Source organism: Anabaena sp. PCC 7938, from assembly GCF_049315035.1.
Lineage (GTDB): Bacteria > Cyanobacteriota > Cyanobacteriia > Cyanobacteriales > Nostocaceae > Anabaena > Anabaena cylindrica.
The window spans coordinates 3961407-3981058 of the sequence record NZ_CP186034.1 but is presented as its reverse complement, the minus strand read 5'-3'; the positions used below and the strand labels follow the sequence as shown (position 1 = coordinate 3981058).

The 19652-nt window shown below is 39.1% G+C and carries 15 protein-coding genes and 1 pseudogene; 6 read left to right on the top strand and 10 right to left on the bottom strand.

The annotated features are described in order from the left end of the window. Nucleotides 1–31: 31 nt before the first annotated feature. Nucleotides 32–1144: a DNA-processing protein DprA gene (gene dprA / locus ACOWPH_RS18200; RefSeq protein WP_015216791.1), complete on the bottom strand. Its 1113-nt coding sequence runs from the start codon at nucleotides 1142–1144 to the stop codon at nucleotides 32–34. An 86-nt stretch (nucleotides 1145–1230) separates the two neighbouring features. Further along, the gene (locus ACOWPH_RS18195) at nucleotides 1231–1887 is read right to left on the bottom strand and encodes a DUF2301 domain-containing membrane protein (RefSeq protein ID WP_015216790.1); all 657 of its coding nucleotides are present in this window, start codon (nucleotides 1885–1887) and stop codon (nucleotides 1231–1233) included. A 471-nt stretch (nucleotides 1888–2358) separates the two neighbouring features. Between ACOWPH_RS18195 and ACOWPH_RS18190 the strand changes: the two genes are divergently transcribed. The 3 genes from ACOWPH_RS18190 (at nucleotide 2359) to ACOWPH_RS18180 (ending at nucleotide 5291) form a co-directional block, all read left to right on the top strand. Continuing rightward, nucleotides 2359–3918 carry an ATP-binding protein gene (locus ACOWPH_RS18190; protein WP_015216789.1) on the top strand — a complete coding sequence of 520 codons (1560 nt, stop codon included), beginning with the start codon at nucleotides 2359–2361 and terminating at the stop codon, nucleotides 3916–3918. A gap of 376 nt (nucleotides 3919–4294) precedes the next feature. Next, nucleotides 4295–4450 (top strand): hypothetical protein, encoded by a 156-nt coding sequence (locus ACOWPH_RS18185; protein WP_015216788.1) that lies wholly within the window; start codon nucleotides 4295–4297, stop codon nucleotides 4448–4450. Nucleotides 4451–4976: 526 nt separating this feature from the next. Then, nucleotides 4977–5291 carry a site-specific DNA-methyltransferase gene (locus ACOWPH_RS18180; RefSeq protein WP_052334537.1) on the top strand — a complete coding sequence of 105 codons (315 nt, stop codon included), beginning with the start codon at nucleotides 4977–4979 and terminating at the stop codon, nucleotides 5289–5291. A 206-nt stretch (nucleotides 5292–5497) separates the two neighbouring features. Here the strand turns inward: ACOWPH_RS18180 and ACOWPH_RS18175 are convergent, their stop codons facing one another. Next, a complete protein-coding gene (locus ACOWPH_RS18175) occupies nucleotides 5498–5692 on the bottom strand; it encodes a hypothetical protein (RefSeq protein WP_015216787.1) in 195 nt (64 codons plus the stop codon). 269 nt (nucleotides 5693–5961) lie between these two features. On the opposite strand from ACOWPH_RS18175, the gene ACOWPH_RS18170 reads away from it, so the two are divergent. Then, nucleotides 5962–7104 (top strand): SGNH/GDSL hydrolase family protein, encoded by a 1143-nt coding sequence (locus ACOWPH_RS18170; protein ID WP_015216786.1) that lies wholly within the window; start codon nucleotides 5962–5964, stop codon nucleotides 7102–7104. Between the two features lie 186 nt (nucleotides 7105–7290). Here ACOWPH_RS18170 and larE read toward each other — a convergent pair whose 3' ends face one another. The 3 genes from larE to hrmK all read right to left on the bottom strand — a co-directional run bounded on the left by larE (nucleotide 7291) and on the right by hrmK (nucleotide 10832). Then, nucleotides 7291–8121, bottom strand: a complete 831-nt coding sequence (gene larE / locus ACOWPH_RS18165) for an ATP-dependent sacrificial sulfur transferase LarE (protein WP_015216785.1) — start codon at nucleotides 8119–8121, stop codon at nucleotides 7291–7293. 234 nt (nucleotides 8122–8355) lie between these two features. Beyond that, entirely contained in the window at nucleotides 8356–8907 is a 552-nt protein-coding gene (locus tag ACOWPH_RS18160; RefSeq protein ID WP_015216784.1) for a Uma2 family endonuclease, read from the bottom strand. A gap of 41 nt (nucleotides 8908–8948) precedes the next feature. Then, the gene (gene hrmK / locus ACOWPH_RS18155) at nucleotides 8949–10832 is read right to left on the bottom strand and encodes a hybrid histidine kinase/response regulator HrmK (RefSeq protein WP_015216783.1); all 1884 of its coding nucleotides are present in this window, start codon (nucleotides 10830–10832) and stop codon (nucleotides 8949–8951) included. A 167-nt stretch (nucleotides 10833–10999) separates the two neighbouring features. On the opposite strand from hrmK, the gene ACOWPH_RS18150 reads away from it, so the two are divergent. Beyond that, nucleotides 11000–11866 carry a branched-chain amino acid ABC transporter permease gene (locus ACOWPH_RS18150; protein WP_015216782.1) on the top strand — a complete coding sequence of 289 codons (867 nt, stop codon included), beginning with the start codon at nucleotides 11000–11002 and terminating at the stop codon, nucleotides 11864–11866. 154 nt (nucleotides 11867–12020) lie between these two features. Here the strand turns inward: ACOWPH_RS18150 and ACOWPH_RS18145 are convergent, their stop codons facing one another. Together ACOWPH_RS18145 and lipA are read right to left on the bottom strand one after the other, a co-directional pair. Further along, on the bottom strand, nucleotides 12021–12137 hold the full coding sequence (locus ACOWPH_RS18145) for a photosystem I protein PsaX (RefSeq protein WP_015216781.1): 117 nt from the start codon (nucleotides 12135–12137) through the stop codon (nucleotides 12021–12023). A gap of 165 nt (nucleotides 12138–12302) precedes the next feature. Beyond that, nucleotides 12303–13205, bottom strand: coding sequence for a lipoyl synthase (lipA, locus tag ACOWPH_RS18140; RefSeq protein WP_015216780.1), 903 nt, complete (start codon nucleotides 13203–13205; stop codon nucleotides 12303–12305). A gap of 440 nt (nucleotides 13206–13645) precedes the next feature. Between lipA and ACOWPH_RS18135 the strand changes: the two are divergent. Next, a pseudogene (locus ACOWPH_RS18135) lies at nucleotides 13646–14225 on the top strand (response regulator). An 805-nt stretch (nucleotides 14226–15030) separates the two neighbouring features. Here the strand turns inward: ACOWPH_RS18135 and ACOWPH_RS18130 are convergent. Both ACOWPH_RS18130 and ACOWPH_RS18125 read right to left on the bottom strand, forming a co-directional pair. Further along, entirely contained in the window at nucleotides 15031–16587 is a 1557-nt protein-coding gene (locus tag ACOWPH_RS18130; RefSeq protein ID WP_015216778.1) for an NAD(P)H-quinone oxidoreductase subunit N, read from the bottom strand. A gap of 453 nt (nucleotides 16588–17040) precedes the next feature. Then, a complete protein-coding gene (locus ACOWPH_RS18125) occupies nucleotides 17041–19551 on the bottom strand; it encodes an N-6 DNA methylase (protein WP_015216777.1) in 2511 nt (836 codons plus the stop codon). Between the last annotated feature and the right edge of the window lie 101 nt (nucleotides 19552–19652).

The window sequence follows — 19652 nt, the reverse complement described above, 5'->3', positions numbered from 1 at the left end:
GAGTAAATTTCATGATTTTGCAAACCTTGTCTCAACATCTTTGATATCGCATTCCGGGAAGTTGGGTAACTAAACCCATGAGTTCTAACTGCAATAAAGAACTAGAAACTAAACCAGCATTCATACCTGTTTTCTGCACAATATAATCAAAAGATAAAGCATCAGTAGATAGAGTATCCATTACCTGTTGTAATTCTGCTGATAAATTAGGTAAAGGAGCAGATTTAACTAATGGTATCTCTACATCTATTTTGGGAATTGCTCCCAACATTGTTAATAATTCACTTAATTGCTGATTAATAATACCAGCACCTTGACTAATTAATTTTAAACAACCTTGTGATGGTTGATCATCAACTCTTCCCGGTAAAGCATAAACATCTCTACAAAATTCATTCGCATAGGTAGCTGTAATTAATGCACCAGACTTTATCGGTGCTTCCATAACCAATACTGCACGACTTAAACCAGCAATAATGCGATTTCTTCTCGGAAAATGGGTGCGGTTAGGTGCAGTTTTGGATGGATATTCACTAATTACTATTCCAGAATTCAAAATCTCTTTATATAAATCTCGATTTTTATGGGGATAAATAACATCTACACCAGTTCCCACAACCGCTATTGTTCTTCCTCCAGCTTTCATTGCTGCTGAATGACTTTCTGTATCTATTCCTTCGGCCATTCCCGAAACAACAGTAAAACCATTTTTTGCTAAAGCGGTACTAATTTGACGAGTCCATTTAATTCCATATTCTGTAGGTTGACGAGTTCCCACAATTCCTACTAAGGGTTTTTGTCCCGAATTTTCTTGTAAATCAACTTCACCGCGATAGTACAATAATGGAGGTGGACTGGGTATTTCTCGCAGCAGTTGGGGATATTCTGTGTCTGCTGGTGTCCAGAAGTGAGGGTTTGCTTGTTGGTGTTGGGTAAGTAGTTGTTGAGGATTTAAACGGGTTCTCTGTTGGACAACTTTTTCTAATGTTTGAAATCCAAAACCTTCTACTGTTCTTAAATCACTGGAATTTGCTTTCCAAGCTGTTTCTAAATTCCCAAAATGTTGTTGTAATCTTTGCAGTAATACTGGCCCAACACCAGAGATTTGTGACCAAGCTAACCAGTATGCACTTTCTCCTCTCAAGTTTTCCCCCTCATTTCGTAGGATTTTTATTGCTCAACCACTTTTATCGCTTATTTTTAAATACAAATAAAACCGTGAAAAGACAGTTAAACTTTTGCTAATCGTTGATTTTTCAAATAATCAAATACAGATTTATCCCCAATATCTGCGGGAATAGCCTGTACTGTTTTTCGCAATGCAAATACTAGAAAGCAAATTGCCCAAATTCCTAATAAAATCTGTTCTGCTTGAGTTGATAAAATTCCTGTTAAATGTCCTAATAAAAGTAGAGGTACAAGGGGTGTTAAAATTTTAGTTTCTAAACGATTGAAGCAAAAACCTTCTTTGAAAAAGATCCCTGTTAATGCTGCAAAAGTAAAACCAACTCCGAATAAAGTCAGAGGTTCGTTATAAACAGTAATCGCAAAAGGTTGGCTATCAAAATGTCCAAAAAGAAATGCGGAAATGCTGCCAATTATCCAGAAAAGCTGTAAAATGCGGTGCAGAGATGCCATATAAATATGGATGGTTAGCAAACTGACACCCAGTGCAAGACTAAAACAGGTGTAGAGTGGGGTAATTGCTGGAATTGCCACAGGTTGAGGAGAGAATAAAACTAACCCGCTACCGATCGCAAAACTCACAGCAGCGACCATTAAACCTGTACGATAGATGATCACACTTGTGCGATCGCTCTTTGTAATTGTAAAATTGCCAAACTGGCCTTGATATACTTCTGGTGCAGACATTGTTTGTGTAGTCATATTACATAATAGATGATATTGTTAATAAGCTTCTATAGCCATTCTATATGATTTATGCAGATTTACCAAAATCTCATCAACCCAACCACCATCAAATATTCTGTACCCCACATTTTGCAGAAGTGAAGCATTAATTTTTTTTAAAGATTTGAAATAATTACGAGAAAATCTTTCAATGATTGATGTTTCTCAAATTAATAATTATTAAAATTGCTTTAATACCTGTGGAATCTGGGCTATAAAATCGTCCATCACAATCATCACGTTAAAAAATTAAAAGATTGTTAAAATAAAACATACTCCAGTATTTTTGACTAAGAATCTGCTATTATTTTTTACTAGTACCCAAAAAAAATATAAAAAAATATGTAAAGTAATAAAGCAACAGCTTTATTTTTTTGTGCAGAAAAATTGTCAATCTGAAGCGTAACTGAATCATCTACAAATCATGATGATAATCATATACAAACAATGATGAAAAAATTCAATCAATATTTGCCCCAGTACAATCTGTGGCTAAGTAAATATCGTATTATTTTACTTTCTTCTACTTTATTTTTGAGCTTCGACATAGGTGTTCTTATACCTAATTTCATTATATCTTCCCAACTACAAGAAGATGCTGTAATTATTAATTTGGCAGGTCGTCAGAGAATGTTATCACAGAGAATTGCCAAAACTCTATTACAATTGCAGGTTGCACAAACATTAAACCTTCCCACCGCAGCCACAAAAGAAGAATTAATAAAAGCCTTTAATAAATTTGATGAAACTTTAACTGGATTTTCTTCAGGGAAAATTGTCACTGGTAGTGATGAAAAACCTGTTTTTATTAAAAAACTAGAAGAAGAAAAATCTAAAGAACTAGTTACTCAAGCCCAAGCAATCTGGAATATGTATAGAGTAAAAATAACCCCTATAATTTTATCTGGAACGCAAATTTCACCCCCCGTATTAACAGAAGCTGTAATTTATTCTAGTGAAAATAATATCAAATTATTAAATTTAATGAATGATCTAACTACAGAATATCAAAATATAGCTAATCAAAGAGCGCATAGGTTACAGATTATTCAGATTACTGGGTTAGTAATGGCATTAACTAATTTCTTTATCTTGCTTTCACAGAGTTTAAAAAAACTAACAGACAGCGATACTCAAATGGCAGAAACTTTAAAGCAATTAGAAACAACCCAACTTCAACTTATCCAAAAAGAAAAAATGTCCAGTTTGGGACAACTGGTTGCGGGAATAGCTCATGAAATTAATAATCCTATTAATTTTATTTCACCTAATATTAATCACGCTCATAAATATATTTCAGAACTATTAGAATTGATAGAACTTTACCAGAAATATTACTTAGAACCAATACCAGAAATAGATGAATTTATCCAACTCATTGATCTAGATTTTCTGCAATCAGATTTACCAGAACTACTAAAATCAATGAAAAATGGTACAATCCGTATTCAACAAATTGTACTTTCTTTAAGAAGTTTTTCTCGCTTAAATGAAGCTGAACTTAAGAAAATTGATATACATGAGAGCATTGATAATATTCTAATTATTCTTCAAAACAGATTGAGTTATAAATTAAATCAACCCAATATAGAAATTATCAAAGAATATGATAAATTGCTACCATTAATAGAATGTTATACTGCCAAAATTAATCAGGTTCTATTAAATATTATTTCCAATGCTATTGATTTTTTGGAAATAACCCCATCACACATAAATCCTAAAATATCCATTACTACTAAATTTATCAAAAATAATTATGTCTTAATTTGCATTGCTGATAATGGAATTGGGATACCACTAGAAAATCAACAGAGAATTTTTGACCCATTTTTTACAACTAAGCCAGTAGGACAAGGTACTGGTTTAGGATTATCCATTAGCTACAAAATTATTGTTGAAGAACATCATGGTCAAATAAGCTGTAGTTCTACTTCTGGAGAAGGTACAGAAGTCCAATTAAAAATTCCTATTGTTTATTCACCAGATAATTTTAGAAAAATATAGCAATTCCCAAGCTCATGAAATACACCCCACCCGCGCTGTCGCGCACCCTCCCCTTACCAAGGGAGGGTTGGGGAGGGGTAATTTTGTATCTAACTAGAGTGGGAAAGGCTATATAAATTTAATTATTCTTTAAAGACAGGGGTGAAAATTAAATATGCGTTTTTTAGAAACCTTGTAGAAGACGTTCCATGGTTAGGGATTCTCGTCTCTACGTTATAGTGGAGGAACTACCGATGGCTAAATTTATAGAGCCTCTGGTACTCTAGGTGATATTATCCAGTATACAATATTTAATTTATTTCTGTAACAACAGCTACAAAATTTATGCTATGTTATGAATACAAAACATAGACATAAACTTAAAGGAGTCATCCCTATGAGTAGTAATCGAGTGCAAGTAGCCAGAAAAACAGAAGAAGCCCACAGAGAGAATATTCAAAAAACCTTAGAACATCGCTTGGAAGTAGCCAAATTAAAAGGTGATGAAAATCTTGTTCGTCAGTTGGAAGCAGAAATGGCATCTTACAGATAAATCAAGTTTTTAAATTTAATATGCATTCTTGGGGATAAAAGTGGCTAAACTTTTATCCCTTATTATTTAGATACGCCAGTAAAAATTAAATTTGCTAAAGAATTATAATTTTTTGTATAAAAATACAAATATAGGAATTCCCAAGGTCATGAAATACACCCCACCCGCGCTGTCGCGCACCCTCCCCTTACCAAGGGGAGGGTTGGGGAGGGGTAATTTTGTATCTAACTAGAGTGGGAAAGGCTATATAGGAATTACACACTATACAAACTTCACATGATATGTATGATCGAAACTGCCTAGTTTCAGGCTTTTGAAATCGCATAGTTAGTGTGGTGCGTCAGATAGAGAAAATCTGTTGGGTGCTAAATTATCGGGTTCGGCTCACCCTACAAGATATAAAATTTATAATCTAAATATTTGATAGATTTTGTTAATGCGTAAGTCCTAGTTTCATAGCTTCGCAACGAAGAAAGCGAACAACCTAACCTACGTAATTTTATTTTTTGAGCCTAACCGACAAGTATTGAAACCACATCTTAAAACAGATAACAAAAAAATTTGGAAGCCTTATAGCCAGAGTAGGCAAATTTTACTCAAAAATGGCTATAAAGCTAATATTTGTCCAGTTGGACATGAAATTTTGGAAAAACTCCTGAAGGATAACCAGGTAGCAATTTCGCCGAATTTGCTAAAAATTGCCAACACTGAGTTAAATAGTGCTTATTTACGCCCTGTAAATAGGCGTAAGAAACCCCATCCAGTAAGTTATCCTTTGGGTTTTCTTGAGTTCTTTATTCAGTTTGTAACTTTTGACGGATATCTAGTTCTAGATACCTGAGCAGGTTCTAAAACAACGGATTATATTGCTGAGATTCAACAATGCCGAGAGATATCTCTGGAACTGAAAGAGGTTTATTCAATGGGATGCTGCTATGGATTTAGCAGAGAGTCCATGCTTGAGTTGTCGTGGTTTTACTGTCATCTCAATTGCAGTCAATGTTGTTGCACTTGAAGATTTTAGAATTTAGACTCCTCAAGACAGATTCATATATCACCATTAACCTGCATTTGATGGACTTGATCTGCTAACTCTTGACGACCTTGATCATCCAATTTGTCAATTGCTAACATCCCCATGAGAATAACCTCTTTTAAGGTTAGACGTGTAGAATGTGCCTGTTTTTGCACAATCTCTTTAATGATTGGACTGACACCAATTGCGGTACTAGCTCTAGCCACGGAATAAAAGGAAACATTAATGACTTCGCATAAATCTTAGCACTTTAAATGACGTTATTCTAATTTTGAAAAAATTTTAACTAAGTTGTAAATAATCATCAAAATTCAATCTATTCAATACTTGGTTATTTTTTATACTAAAAATTACATAATTACATCCCCACGGGGGATATTGATACAAACGAAAGGAAAGTAAAATTTTCCTGAATTCAGCCAGAACAGGCTGTCATAAGGAAAAGTAGTGAGTATTTACAAGGACAGAAAAAACGATGAAGGAACCTTATCTGTTGGCAGCAAGCTTGTTAACAGGATTGACAGTACCAACATCGGCTCTCCCAAAGATGTCGAGTATATTACCAGAGAATACAGCTTTTCTGGAAGATTTAACACCAGATTCACAGTCACAAGTAAGCAGAAAAGTTATCAACAATGTTGACATTTCTTTACCAGAATTTAGCGGTCAAGCTACTTCCACACCGAGGCGTTCGCAGCGACAAGTACGTGAAAAAAGTATATCTTTACCAGAATTCAGTAGCCAAGCTGTATCCATATCTGAGAATTCGCAGGGAGAAGCAGGTGAGAAAGTTGCCCCCAGTCTTGACATCTTGTTAGCAGAATTCACTAACTATATTTTGCCAACACCCATAAAGACATCACTCAACTTCAGTTCCCAAAAAACCAAACAAACTTTTTTATCTGGAAGTCAACTGTACTACCTAAGATTAGCGTCACTAAAAACTGGTCAGATTTATACACGCGTGGATGATGACGATTTATCATCCTCGTGGAAGTCAGCTAAACAGTATAAACTCAGTTATCAAGATTGGAAAAGCTTATTAGTTATGGAAGCTAGGGCTATTTCCCAAGGTCAGGGTTCAAATCGTTTGAGTATATTGGTGGGCGATTCTCTGAGTTTGTGGTTTCCTAAAGAAAAGCTGCCTTCTGGTAAATTATGGCTAAATCAAGGCATATCTGGAGATCGGTCTGAGGGTGTATTGAGAAGAGTGGGAGCATTCTCGACAACGCGTCCAGAGGTGATTTATTTGATGGTTGGGATCAATGATTTACTTAGAGGTGCTAGTGATGTTTCTATTTTGCGTAATCACCGCCAGATTATTCGCAGTTTACGCCAAACTCACCCAAAAAGTCAGATTATGGTGCAATCAATTTTGCCGATTCGCCGGACTATAATTCCTAACAAGCGTATTCGTCATCTCAATGCTCAAATAGCCTTGATTGCTAAACAGGAAGGGGCAAATTATCTGAATATCCACAATTGGTTTACAGATTTTGAGGGTAATTTACGTTCAGACTTAACAACAGATGGGGTGCATTTGACACTGGAAGGATATGATGTATGGCAAGCTGCTCTACAGCGAATAGAGTTTAGGGTTGCTCAAAGCCTGAATTGAGGTAATTAGAGCAGGATTGAGGAGTAAGAGTCTTTTTTAGCATAGCTTTGTGGTGAAAATTTGTACCCTATGGCCATGCTACGCAAGCTATCGAGTGATTTGTACTGATGGTTCAAGTATGCTCACGTAAGTCTCTTTTACCTGCAATCTGCTGTAAATAGCAATACTTTATTGATAATTCTCCAGTTAGGATTTATTACTCACAGTTTCTCGATTTAAAACCTGATTCAATTTGCCGCTGCGATAACCTTCTAAATCTAAGGTGACGTAAATAAATCCCAAGTTCTGAAATGCAATCACTAAAGAGGGTAAGTCTGTGGTTAAGACAAATTTTTTAATTTGTTCTGGAGATAATTCAATGCGTGCGGTGTCTTCTTGAGAACGTACCCGCAAATTGTCCCAACCGAGATTGCGTAAATAAATTTCTGCTCTGCCGACTCGCTGTAATTTGGCTATGGTAATTTCTTCACCATAGGGAAAGCGAGAACTCAGACAAGGCTGGGCTGGTTTATCCCACCAAGGTAAACCGAGTTGTTGAGAAAATTGACGGACTTCGGCTTTAGTGATGCCAATTTCTGCTAAAGGCGATCGCGCACCTCTTTCTTTAGCTGCCTGAATTCCGGGGCGATAATCGTGTAAATCATCGGCGTTTACCCCATCTACCACATAGGGATAGCCTAACTCTAATGCCAAAGGTTTGAGTGTATCGTGCAGTTCACTTTTGCAAAAATAGCAGCGGTTAACAGGGTTAGATGTGTAATTGGGATTTTCCATTTCGTGAGTTTGGACGATTTTATGGGCAATTCCAATGGTTGCAGCTTGGGCTTCCGCGTCTGCCAACTCTTCTGGTAACAGCGAAGGAGAAACAGCCGTTACAGCCAAAGCGCGATCGCCCAGCACATCATAAGCAACTTTAGCAACCAATGTGCTATCAACGCCCCCAGAGTAGGCAATCAGCGCCTGCTCCATTTCTGCAAATAAAGCTTTTAACTGCTCCAATTTTTCTGTCATCATCATTTCCCAATCCTGCCAAAACCTGATAGCACCTGACAACTACTATTTTAGGGGTGGATAAAGATAATTATGAATTTTGGAGTAATTCAAACATTCTCTTAGAGAACTACACAAAAAGATGATCCAATCTTGTGGGATGGGCATCTTGCCCGTCCTTGTATTATTAGCGGGCTTTTCGGCCCGCACCACAAGAAATATTAGGATATTTTTTTAATTGGAAGTCTCTTAGTAGATTTTTTATCTACCTATCAGGCGTTGCACTTGAACAAATACGTTCGGAAAGGCTAAGGGGGCAATAGTGCCTGTAGTGATGATCAGTTCTGTTGAATATTGTCTATTTTTTAAGTCTCGAAATACTTGCAATTGCGGAGTCTTGAGATTGGCTACCCAATATTCAGCAATACCTGCTTCTGCGTAGATATCTTTTTTTTCACCTAGGTCTTTGCTGAGAGTAGCTTTAGAAAATTCAATGATCCAGAAGATATCTTGAGGATAAGGATGGTGTTCTAAATAGACTTCATCTAAAGGTTTGACTATGGCAATATCTGGTGCGGGTTCTGAGTCATTGGGTAGAGTGATGGGTTTGGCATCGCGGATTTTTGCCCTTCCACCAAGGAGAGTACGGATATAATCTGCGGCTTCTGTGTTGTAGTAAGCGTGTGGTTCTCTTTCTGGAGGCATAAGGATGAGGTCGCCGCGCAATAATTCTATAGGCTGGTCATCAAAAATACCTGCTGCTATTGCCCGGTGATAGCGTTGAACTGTCCATTTATAGGTAGTTACAGTCATGAAAGTTGATTTTGTTGTTTCTGCCGTTTAGACTAGAAGCTCTATTTTGAGTTTAACTTCTTCGCATCCTCATCTCTTAATTGACAATACTTTGCCATCAGACTGGCTAAAAGTTGTAAATCTATAGGTTTAGAAATATAGTCATTGACACCAGCAGCTAGACAGGTTTCTCTATCTCCTTTCATGGCCATTGCTGTTTGAGCAATTATTGGTATTTGCTGATACTGCTGTTTGTCTCGCAGTTGTTGCACCAAATTCAACCCATTGCCATCTGGTAGACTCACATCCATTAAAATTACTGCTGGTTGTAGCTGTGGGAGAGTTGCCCACATTTGTTCTGAATTTTGGACACAAGTTACCTGATAACCCAATCTACCTAGATAAATTTTTATTAATTCTGCATTACCTACATCGTCTTCTACCAACAAGATTTTTGGTGAGATACTGACAGGGATAATAGAATCAGAGAGAGAACCAGAATAATTACTTGTTTCTTTACTAATTTCTAAATCCTTTTCTGCATTGACTTCTATCGCTTCCAAAACTTTTCCCATTGGCTGGAAGGGAAGGGAAATTGTGAAATAGGAACCGCGATTTACTTCTGATTCCAACTCTAAAGAACCACCGTGAATTTCTACAAGCCGCTGAGTCACTACTAACCCCAAACCAGTACCTTCATTGCTTTCAGCACCGGGATTAATAATTTGACTATAGGGACGAAATAGTAGAGCTTGGTTTTCTGGAGATATGCCAATTCCAGTATCCCAAATTGTAAAACGTAAATATAAATCTTGTGCAGTTACCCGTAAACCAACACTACCAGTATTTGTAAATTTAACGGCATTGAAGAGTAAATTCAATAGCATTTGTTTGAGTCGCAAAGGGTCTGCTAGTAGTGTTTTGACATCATCGTCTATTTCCAGACGCAGTTTCAAACCCTTATTAGCGGCTTTCTCTTTCACCAAAGCTAAAACATTACGACATAATGATGGCACATCAACCATTTCCCATTGCACTTCTAGCTGATTGGCTTCGATTTTAGAAAGATCCAAAATATCATTAATCAGACATAGCAAATGCTTACCGCTGGATTGGATGATGTGTAAATATTCTTGGTGACGCTGTTTCTCTGGTTCGTAACCTTGTGCCAGCAGCAAATGTGTGAATCCGATGATAGAACTCAGAGGAGTGCGGATTTCGTGGCTGGTATTGGCTAGAAACTGGTTTTTAAGTAGATTGGTGCGTTCTAGTTCCTGATTAAAGTTAGCTAACTGTTGACAATGTTGTTGCCAAGACTGCATTTGCCTCAATTGTGCCAAAGCTGTATTACAATAGCCGACTGTTCTAGTGATTAATTGCGATCGCAGTTGAGTTGGCAATGAGTCAATGGTGTCAATATCATGATTAGACTTGGTTGTGGCAATAACTAACCATGTCATCACATTGCTAGAATCATCCACTAAACGCCAAGCAAGCGCAGGCTTTTGTCTCTCCATTTGCTGCAAATCTTTTAATTTGATGGCAGCTTTTAATCTCAACCGCAGTTTTTTTCCGGCTTTGAGTTTTATTTCTGGGATTGGTATTCCGGGGGTAGAAGAACTATGAGAAACATAGCAAATATTACCAACCATTTCTTGTGGTTGACATTGGGCAATACCTACTGTACATTCCGTCAACTCTTCCCAACTAGCATTTAAAGCGTTGTAGAGTTCATCAACCACTGTTTGAAAAATCTCTGATTCGGTTATTGTCGCCTGTGGCATCGGTTCAGCAGATGAAAGCAGGCAATCATTGAGACGACTCTGTAAATGATTCAACCTGCGTTCTAACCACAAGTTATCCTGTAGTTGCTGGATTGTTGTCAAAACTGTTGGCGTTCCATTTATCTGTGAGTTCTGTTCTGGTAAGCTTGAAGATTGCTGCATGGTCAACTAGACCGCCAAGAAGATGCGAACTGGATTTTATGTATATTAACGGACAAATTTTTTTAAATTGAAAAACATAACTGCATAGTGTCAATTGTAACGGTTAATTAAACACTTTACAGAAGGAAAGTACTGTCTTAAAAATTTCTTCATAGTAATTTAAAACAATGGATGCACAATTTGTTCAATTAATTATCAACGGGATTGCTGTGGGCAGCATTATTGCTCTAGCCGCAGTAGGACTCACTCTTACCTATGGAATTTTAAGATTATCTAATTTTGCCCACGGTGATTTTCTCACATTAGGAGCTTATCTGACCCTGGTCGTAAATGCTACGGGGTTAAATATTTGGCTGTCGATGATTCTAGCATCTGTAGGAACTGTGGGAGCAATGTTACTGTCCGAAAAATTGCTGTGGTCAAGGATGCGGTCTATTCGTGCTAGTTCGACAACACTGATCATTATTTCTATCGGACTGGCTTTATTTCTCCGCAATGGGATTATTTTTGTGTGGGGAGGTAAAAACCAAAACTATAATCTGCCTGTCACCCCCGCTTTAGAAATTGGGGAATTAAGAATACCGCAAAATCAAATATTAGTACTGGGATTAGCAGTTTTGGCAATTGTGTCGTTACATTACTTGCTCCAAAATACCAAAATTGGTAAAGCGATGCGAGCCGTTGCCGATGATTTAGACTTAGCCAGAGTCTCTGGTATCAACGTTGATAGAGTGGTTCTCTGGACTTGGGTAATTGCGGGAACTTTCACTTCTTTGGGTGGAAGTATGTACGGTTTGATTACCGCTGTTCGCCCCAACATGGGCTGGTTTTTGATTTTACCCTTATTTGCTTCTGTAATTTTGGGAGGTATCGGCAACCCCTATGGTGCGATCGCAGCAGCTTTTATCATTGGTATAGTTCAAGAAGTCAGTACCCCTTGGCTAGGTTCACAGTACAAACAAGGTATAGCCCTATTAATCATGATTTTGGTGCTGCTCATTCGTCCCAAAGGTTTATTCAAAGGCACGATTTGAAAAGAGGCAAGGGCGAAGGGCGCAGGGTGCAAGGGGGATAATTTCAGATGGGAATTCTAGCTAATTCAAACCCATATTTCCCTTTACTCCATAACAGGAGAAAGAGGTCATTTCCCCCTGCACCCTGCCCCGTTCCCCCTGCCTCTTCATTTAACTAGTCAATGATGTGGAAATAGTAAGCCGCTACCAAGAAGTTGATAGCCAACAGTAGCAACGCCCAACTTGCACGAAAAACATAAGTAGGTTTAGCAGCTTTGCCTTTAGAAGTCATAATTTGGTTCTCCTGATTTTGATGACTTTTTAACAAATAGCAAACAGAAGCACCAATTCTCCAGAATCTTTAAAAATATTTTTGTAGAGATGGGTATTGGGTATTGGGTATTGGGTATTGGGGACTGGGAAATTAAGATTTCTCCCCTGCCCCCTGCCCCCTGCCTCACTCTTCCCCAGCATGGTATGAACTCCGCACCAAGGGGCCAGAACGAACATGACTAAATCCCATCTCTCTGGCTATGCTGCCGAGTTCATCAAATTCTGCTGGTGTCCAGTATTTTTGTACAGGCAGATGTTCTAAAGAGGGTCGCATATATTGACCAAGGGTAATGCGATCGCACTTGACAGCCCGCAAATCTGCCATTGTTTCAATTACTTCCTCCCTAGTTTCACCATGTCCCAGCATTAAACCCGATTTAGTAGGAATACTCGAATCAATGTTTTTAACATTTGCCAGAACTCCTAAAGAGCGATCGTACTTCGCACCCCGTCTTACAGGCCCTGTTAATCTCCGCACAGTTTCAACGTTATGATTAAAACAAGCCGGTTTAGCAGTCACAATCATAGCTATCCGTAGGCTCTGCCCTGCTTCCCCAACACCCACACCACCCCACAAATCAGGTGTCAGCACTTCAATTTGAGTTTCTGGGTTTAATTGGCGGATAGCCTCCATCGTTTTCACAAAATGCCTAGCACCCCCATCAGACAAATCATCACGGGCTACAGAAGTTAATACCACATAACGCAATCCCAAAAGCTGGACTGACTCCGCTACCTTTTGCGGTTCCTCGTCATCTACAGCCATTGGTGCATGACCTTTATCTACTTGACAAAAAGCACAAGACCTAGTGCAGGTTGGCCCCATGAGTAAAAAAGTTGCAGTTTTTTGGGCATAGCACTCCCCTCTATTGGGACAGCGGCCTTCTTCGCAAATTGTATGAATTTGGCGCTGCTTAATAATACGTTGTACGGTAGAAATTTCACTAGCTTTGCCAACAGAACGACGTAACCAGCTAGGCATAGCCGCAATTTTCAATTTGAGTTCGGCTTGTCGAGAAAAAGTCATAGACATCCCAGTAAGATACAAAAATAAAGATAAAAGATATACTAATGCAGAAAGACAAGAGGGTAGAAAAGCTTGTTTTATCAGCTTTTGAACCTTGTTGAACGGGATAGTTATTTTTGCCACACTGCACTAATGCGGGTGAACAGAAATTATTTATTGGCTAAAATAACCTCAAAAGCCTGTAAGATAAGACTTATAGAGATAAACCTACTAGCAACTGAATACTGACATTAGTTTAAATTTTTTAGCTCATGGAATTTCTATGATACAAATTGATCAGAACGCAAGCAGAAGTTTTACAAACTACTTGTTTTTTTGACACTTATACAGAAATATACTCTCCCCCAATTTACATAAATCTTGTATATAGTGGGAGAATTCTTAATGTCAATCGGCAAACTAGCCATCTAAACATAAAGTCTCTGGTAGAGTAATCAGTCGTGGCAAACAAAATTTTAGTTATTGATGACACTACAGTTGTCAGGGTAAAAGTCAGAGAAATGTTGCCTCCGGGCAATTTTGAAGTATTGGAGGCAAAAGACGGTTTAGAAGGATATAATCTCATCCTTAACGAAAAAGTCAGCTTGATCATGTTGGACTTTATTTTACCGAAAATGAGTGGGTGGGAAGTTTTCCAAAAAATTCAAGCCCAAGCAGAATTAAGCAAAATTCCTTTAGTGATCATGTCTGGCCGTAAGGAAGAGGTAACGGGAAAAAATACCTGAACCATTTGAATATTTTGAATTTCTCAATAAGCCTTTTGACCAAAGACAGCTGATTACTGCTATTAAGTCAGCAATGGCTAAGGCTACTAAAAAAGCTCGTACTAATACTGAGCAATCAGTAGTTGCTCCGGCGAGACAAGAAACAGTAGCTGCAAAACCTAATTCCGCAGCAGGTAGCTCTGATGCAGAAATACAAGCTCTGAACGCAAAAATGGTGAAGATGCAAGCAGAGATTGACAGCCTCAAGAAACAGCTAACTCAAGTTGTGACATTTATTAAACAGAAAATTAAGTAATATTATAGCAATTCCCAATCTCATGAAATACACCCCACCAGCGCTGTCGCGCACCCTCCCCTTACCAATGGGAGGGTTGGGGAGGGGTAATTTTGTATCTAACTAGAGTGGGAAAGGCTATAGCTCTTGTGATGGTCTTTGCCACCCAACATATTCAGTCAAGCAACACGGCTATAGACTGAGTAACCCTGCCTATTTGTACTGAGTTTCAGAGAATGGCAGGTTTTTTTTGGTTAGGGAGAATCCCAAACATAGAAAGCTATTTAGGGCTTGCTGTAAAGCCCTGCGGGCATAGCTTCGCTTACCGCGTAGCGTGCCGTTAGGCATAAAAGTCTTTTCGTTAGGGCTAGGAGTCAGAAGTCAGGAGAAGAATTAGAGGGAGATCACAATAGTCTCTAATTTGGGTAAATGAACGGTTTTTGATGGTTTCGTCACTTATTCCTTGCACTTTATTGTATCTTATCCCCCTGTATCCCTTGATTTATATAGGTTTTACATTTATTCAGCATCCCCTAGATACTCCATAAATTAAACGCGCTATCCCTCCCTAGCTTGCTTCATTTCGTGACGCTTCGCGAAAGCTAAACCTGGGGTATCTCGCGGAAAAAGCGGAAAAACAAGATGAAAGAAACCAAATTTGAGATTAAGATTCTAATCCATACAATCAATAAGACGGCTGGCTATAGTTAAAAAAAGGTGATAGGTGACAGGTGACGGGTGACAGGAAGATAAAGGAGTTTAATTAATAATTTTTACCTATTACCTATTACCCATTACCTATTACCTATTACCCAATCACCACGAATTATTCTGCTTGGTCAGTGATAATTACACCTGCTTGAGTACTCACTATTTTTGCTGCTTGCAATATGGGAGTATTCGCAACTGAATTATTGACTAAGGTAAACAGTGGGTTTGACAAAACACCGGCGATGGTAGTAGCGATTAAAGTTACTATCAAACCTACTTGTAAAGGTCTGAAACCTGGTAAATCCCAATTAATTGCGGGGTAATTTTTCACCACGTCAGACATTTCTTGGGGTTCTTTGACTACCATCATTTTAACTACACGGATGTAGTAGTAGATGGAAACGACGCTTGTAATTAAGCCTAGTAGGACTAACCAGTAAAGACCTGCTTGCCAACCAGCCCAGAATAAGTAAATCTTCCCGAAAAACCCAGCTAGTGGGGGAATACCACCTAAGGAGAGAAGAGAGATACTTAATCCTAGAGTGAGAAGTGGGTCTTTTTGATATAACCCTGAGTATTCGGCTATTTGGTCGGTTCCCGTGCGTAGGGAGAAGAGAACTATGCAGGTAAAGCCGCACAGGTTCATGAACAGATAAACCAGTAGATAAAATATCATGCTGGAATATCCTGCATCAGTACCAGAAATTAAGCCAATCATCACAAAACCAGCTTGGGCAATGGATGAATAAGCCAACATCCGTTTCATGCTGGTTTGGGCTAGGGCGACAACGTTACCCAACACCATACTGAGGACTGCAAGGGCTGTGAAAACAAATCTCCACTCATCAGCGACGAGAGGGAAAACAACGGTCAATAAACGGATAGCAAGGGCAAATCCTGCTGCTTTGGAACCAACTGATAAGAAGGCAATAACTGGGGTGGGTGCGCCTTCATAAACGTCTGGTGTCCACTGGTGGAAGGGGGCAGCGGAGATTTTAAAACCAATGCCGGCAATTACGAAGACGAGGGCAATGATAAAACCAAGAGATTGACTGACGTTAGCTGCGGCGATACCATTAGCGATCGCACTCAGTTCTGTTTGTCCACCGGATAAACCATACAGCAGTGATACACCGTATAAAAATACTGCTGTGCTGGAAGCGCCAATTAACAGGTATTTCAGCGCCGCTTCATTGGAACGAGGATCACGTTTTGTGTAACCTGTCAACAAATAAGAGGAAATACTCAAGGCTTCTAGAGAGATGAAAATCATCACCAACTCACTAGCACCTGATAAAAACATTCCTCCCAAAGTCGCAGTCATCAAAATGGCGATAAATTCGGCTAAAGCTGTGCCACTCTGCTCAATGTAGCGAATTGACATGAGGATGGTGACAATGGCAGATAGAGCAATAATGCCCCGAAAGACGATACTCAGGTCGTCACCGTTAAAGCTACCAGTAAAACCGATGGGGTTGGTAGCGTCCCATTGTAAGCATAGGGCGACAATTGCAGCGAGTAAACCTGCGATCGCTAGATATCCTATCCAGCGCGAAGATGTCCGCCCCAAAATCAAATCAACAATCAAAACCCCTAAGAGGGTGATAATTACAATCCCCTCTGGCAAGATCGTTCCAGCATTTAACTGGGATGCAATATTAGCAAAATCCATGATATGTATAGGTTTTGGCGATTAGATATGAAGGCTAACTCTGTTCATTCTATCTATAGATCTTTACCATAATTGCATTTAACCGTATGTTTTAAACTCACAGATGAAAGTTCGGGATTTATTTTAAGTAGGGTTTGCTGAAAAAGTCTTTTCGTTAGGGTTAGGAGTCAGGAGTCAGGAGTCAGGAGTCAGGAGTCAGGAGTCGGGAGTCAGGAGGAAGAATTAGAAGGAGATCAGAATAGTCTCGAATTTGGGTAAATGGACGGGTTTTGATGATTTTATCGCTTATTACTTGCACCTTCTCCAACTTTTTCAGCCTGAAATTGCTGCTATATCTAGGTTTTTGATTTATTCAGCAAACCCTAAGTAATTATACATATAAAAATCGTGTTAAATTTTAGCGGATACAATGCCTATAGTCATTTAATTGCAGTGCTTCATCCATACTTTTATCTAATCCGTTTGTTCGCCCCAGATACGGTTAAGGGTGGTTTGGATCTTTTTCTCGAAGCGGGTGATTAGTTCGCGGTTGGCGTTAACAAGGGTTTGCTCGGCTTCTATTTCAGTTACTATTGCTTGTTGAGTTTCGAGAGGTGGAAGAGGAATTTTTACTTCAAACAATTGTGAACGGTTGATTTTTGGAATGCTCGCTCGTTCGTAATAACCACGAATCCTCTCATTAAAGGTATCTGAAAGCATATAAGTTGCTAAATACATGATATGAGCTTTGGAGTTGTCGATTAGTAAAGGGTACATATCGGAACTACAACAGCCATGCAAATTAACAATAGCTAACTTGTTAAGATATGGACGAATCTTGCTGTATAGTAAGCGCTCACCAGCAAATTCATAAACGGGACCGTTTACATTTTGTGCTTCGGCTGACTCTTTTTTGATTAATTTCCCAGTATGAGACTCGATACTATCAGCACCAAAATAGGGAATTGATTTATCTATATTGACGTTACTGGTAATTGATGCGCCGAGTTCGCAAATTGTTCTCAGTTCTACCATTTCCCAATCAGGATCGATCGCAATATGAGGACGGTAGTTGTCGATGACTGCACGAGCGCCGTTGATGACTTTTTGGTAGCCTTCGATCTCGGTGACGATTTCTTGCTGAATTGCGATCGGGGGTAGTGGAAGAGTTGCATTTATTAAACTGCGAATTGGTAATTGTGGCTGTGCAGCACCAGATACAATTGCATCACGCTGATTTTTAAAGTTCTGAGATTGGAAAAACTGGAAAAGATAGTCGCCAGACAACTTGTCTTTATCTGGTCTAAAAATCAACATTCCTGAATTAATTCTAATATGATCGAACTTTACAGAATCATCATAATAACCTGTATTCCCAATTGTGCCTCGTGTTGTAAGGACAACATCACCACGAAAAAGTTTACCTTTTCTTAGGGATTTATCTTTCTCTTCAGTAATAAATTCGACCTCACTAAAATTGAATCCATCTGGACGTACATTCTTTGTACTGAGAAAGACACAATAACCATCTGACGAAAACTCTTCTTTCTTTGGATAATTTATTCCTCGATCACCATCAATAATCTCAAAAGGAGCTTCCTCAAATCTTACAAAATGACATTTAGAATTTGTAACGATACCTTCCCGATATCTCTCACCACTAAAGTTATAGTCCCCATTCTCTGCAATCTTTACTTTAGGAACAATCAACCCATGATTAAACAGAATATTATCAGTCGATACTTGATTACGAACAGCTTGCAGATATTCCGCTAACTCGATTTTTACCTGTGTAAGCTGTTCCCCAGAAACCTCTCGCCGTTGAGCGCCTAAACCAAAACCATCATTTTCTACTTTAAAAAACGCCACCGTATCAGACTTTTTCGCCAAAGACTTATCCAAAATCAAAATCGAAGTCTTCACACCCGAATAGGGATTAAACACCCCCGCAGGTAGGGAAACCACCGCCACAAGGGAGTTCTCGACCAGCATCTTTCGCAAATCCTTATACGCCGTCTGACTCTGGAAAATGATACCTTCAGGCACAATAATCCCCGCCCGACCATGAGGCGACAGATGTTCCGCCATGTAATCGACAAAAAGTACCTCACTCCGTTTCGCCTTAATCGAAAAACGTTTATGAGGCTTAATCCCACCCTTCGGAGACATAAACGGCGGATTGGCAAGAATCACATCTGCAAACTCATTCCACTTATCCTCAGAAGTCAGCGTGTCATACTCGGCAATTTGCGGACTTTTAAACCCATGCAAATAGAGATTTACCAACGATAACCGCACCATATCGGGCGAAATATCATAGCCCTTAAAATTTGTCGCCATCCGTCCCTTCTCATCGGGCGTAAGGGTACTATTGCCCTGACTATCCAGATTTGACCGCAAAATATGCTTGTATGCCGAAATCAAAAAACCCGCCGTACCACAAGCCGGATCGAGAATCACCTCACCCTTTTTCGGCTGAATAATCTCTACAATAAAATCAATAATATGGCGCGGTGTGCGAAACTGTCCCGCATCCCCCTGAGAACCCAACACAGAGAGCAAATATTCAAACGCATCCCCCAACCGCTCGGAATGATCGTATTTAAACTCATCGATCACCTTCAGAAAACTTTTCAGCGTCTCAGGATCACGATAGGGCAAATAAGCATTTTTGAAAATGTCCCGAAATAAGGCAGGAATCCCTTCATTTTGCGGCATTGTGCTAATGCCCTCACTGTAGAGACTTAGCAACTCATGACCCCCCACCCTCGGATTCATAAGCATCGACCAGCCAAACTTGGCAAATGAGTCCGCGAAAAAAGTGCGATCGCCGCCTAACTCCTCTACCTCAGCGTCCATATCATCCATGAACTTGTAGATAAGTGCGATCGTGATCTGCTCGACCTGAGACTTAGGATCGGGAACCTTCCCCACAAGAATGTCACGGGCGGTATCGATGCGGCGTTTGGTTTCAGTGTCGAGCATTTTTTTGAATTATGTATGAATTGATATTTTAGGTGAATGCTATTATAGAGTCTAATTCTAGGCTCACTTCTCAAAAAAATTGAACCCGGCTTAACCCAACT

Coding starts and splice junctions, on each gene's coding strand:
- ACOWPH_RS18150 (WP_015216782.1), top strand. CDS start 11,000: ATGGATGCACAATTTGTTCAATTAATTATCAACGGGATTGCTGTGGGC.
- ACOWPH_RS18125 (WP_015216777.1), bottom strand. CDS start 19,551: ATGCTCGACACTGAAACCAAACGCCGCATCGATACCGCCCGTGACATT.
- ACOWPH_RS18130 (WP_015216778.1), bottom strand. CDS start 16,587: ATGGATTTTGCTAATATTGCATCCCAGTTAAATGCTGGAACGATCTTG.
- hrmK (WP_015216783.1), bottom strand. CDS start 10,832: ATGCAGCAATCTTCAAGCTTACCAGAACAGAACTCACAGATAAATGGA.
- ACOWPH_RS18160 (WP_015216784.1), bottom strand. CDS start 8,907: ATGACTGTAACTACCTATAAATGGACAGTTCAACGCTATCACCGGGCA.
- ACOWPH_RS18170 (WP_015216786.1), top strand. CDS start 5,962: ATGAAGGAACCTTATCTGTTGGCAGCAAGCTTGTTAACAGGATTGACA.
- larE (WP_015216785.1), bottom strand. CDS start 8,121: ATGATGATGACAGAAAAATTGGAGCAGTTAAAAGCTTTATTTGCAGAA.
- ACOWPH_RS18190 (WP_015216789.1), top strand. CDS start 2,359: ATGATGAAAAAATTCAATCAATATTTGCCCCAGTACAATCTGTGGCTA.
- lipA (WP_015216780.1), bottom strand. CDS start 13,205: ATGACTTTTTCTCGACAAGCCGAACTCAAATTGAAAATTGCGGCTATG.
- ACOWPH_RS18145 (WP_015216781.1), bottom strand. CDS start 12,137: ATGACTTCTAAAGGCAAAGCTGCTAAACCTACTTATGTTTTTCGTGCA.
- ACOWPH_RS18195 (WP_015216790.1), bottom strand. CDS start 1,887: ATGACTACACAAACAATGTCTGCACCAGAAGTATATCAAGGCCAGTTT.
- ACOWPH_RS18185 (WP_015216788.1), top strand. CDS start 4,295: ATGAGTAGTAATCGAGTGCAAGTAGCCAGAAAAACAGAAGAAGCCCAC.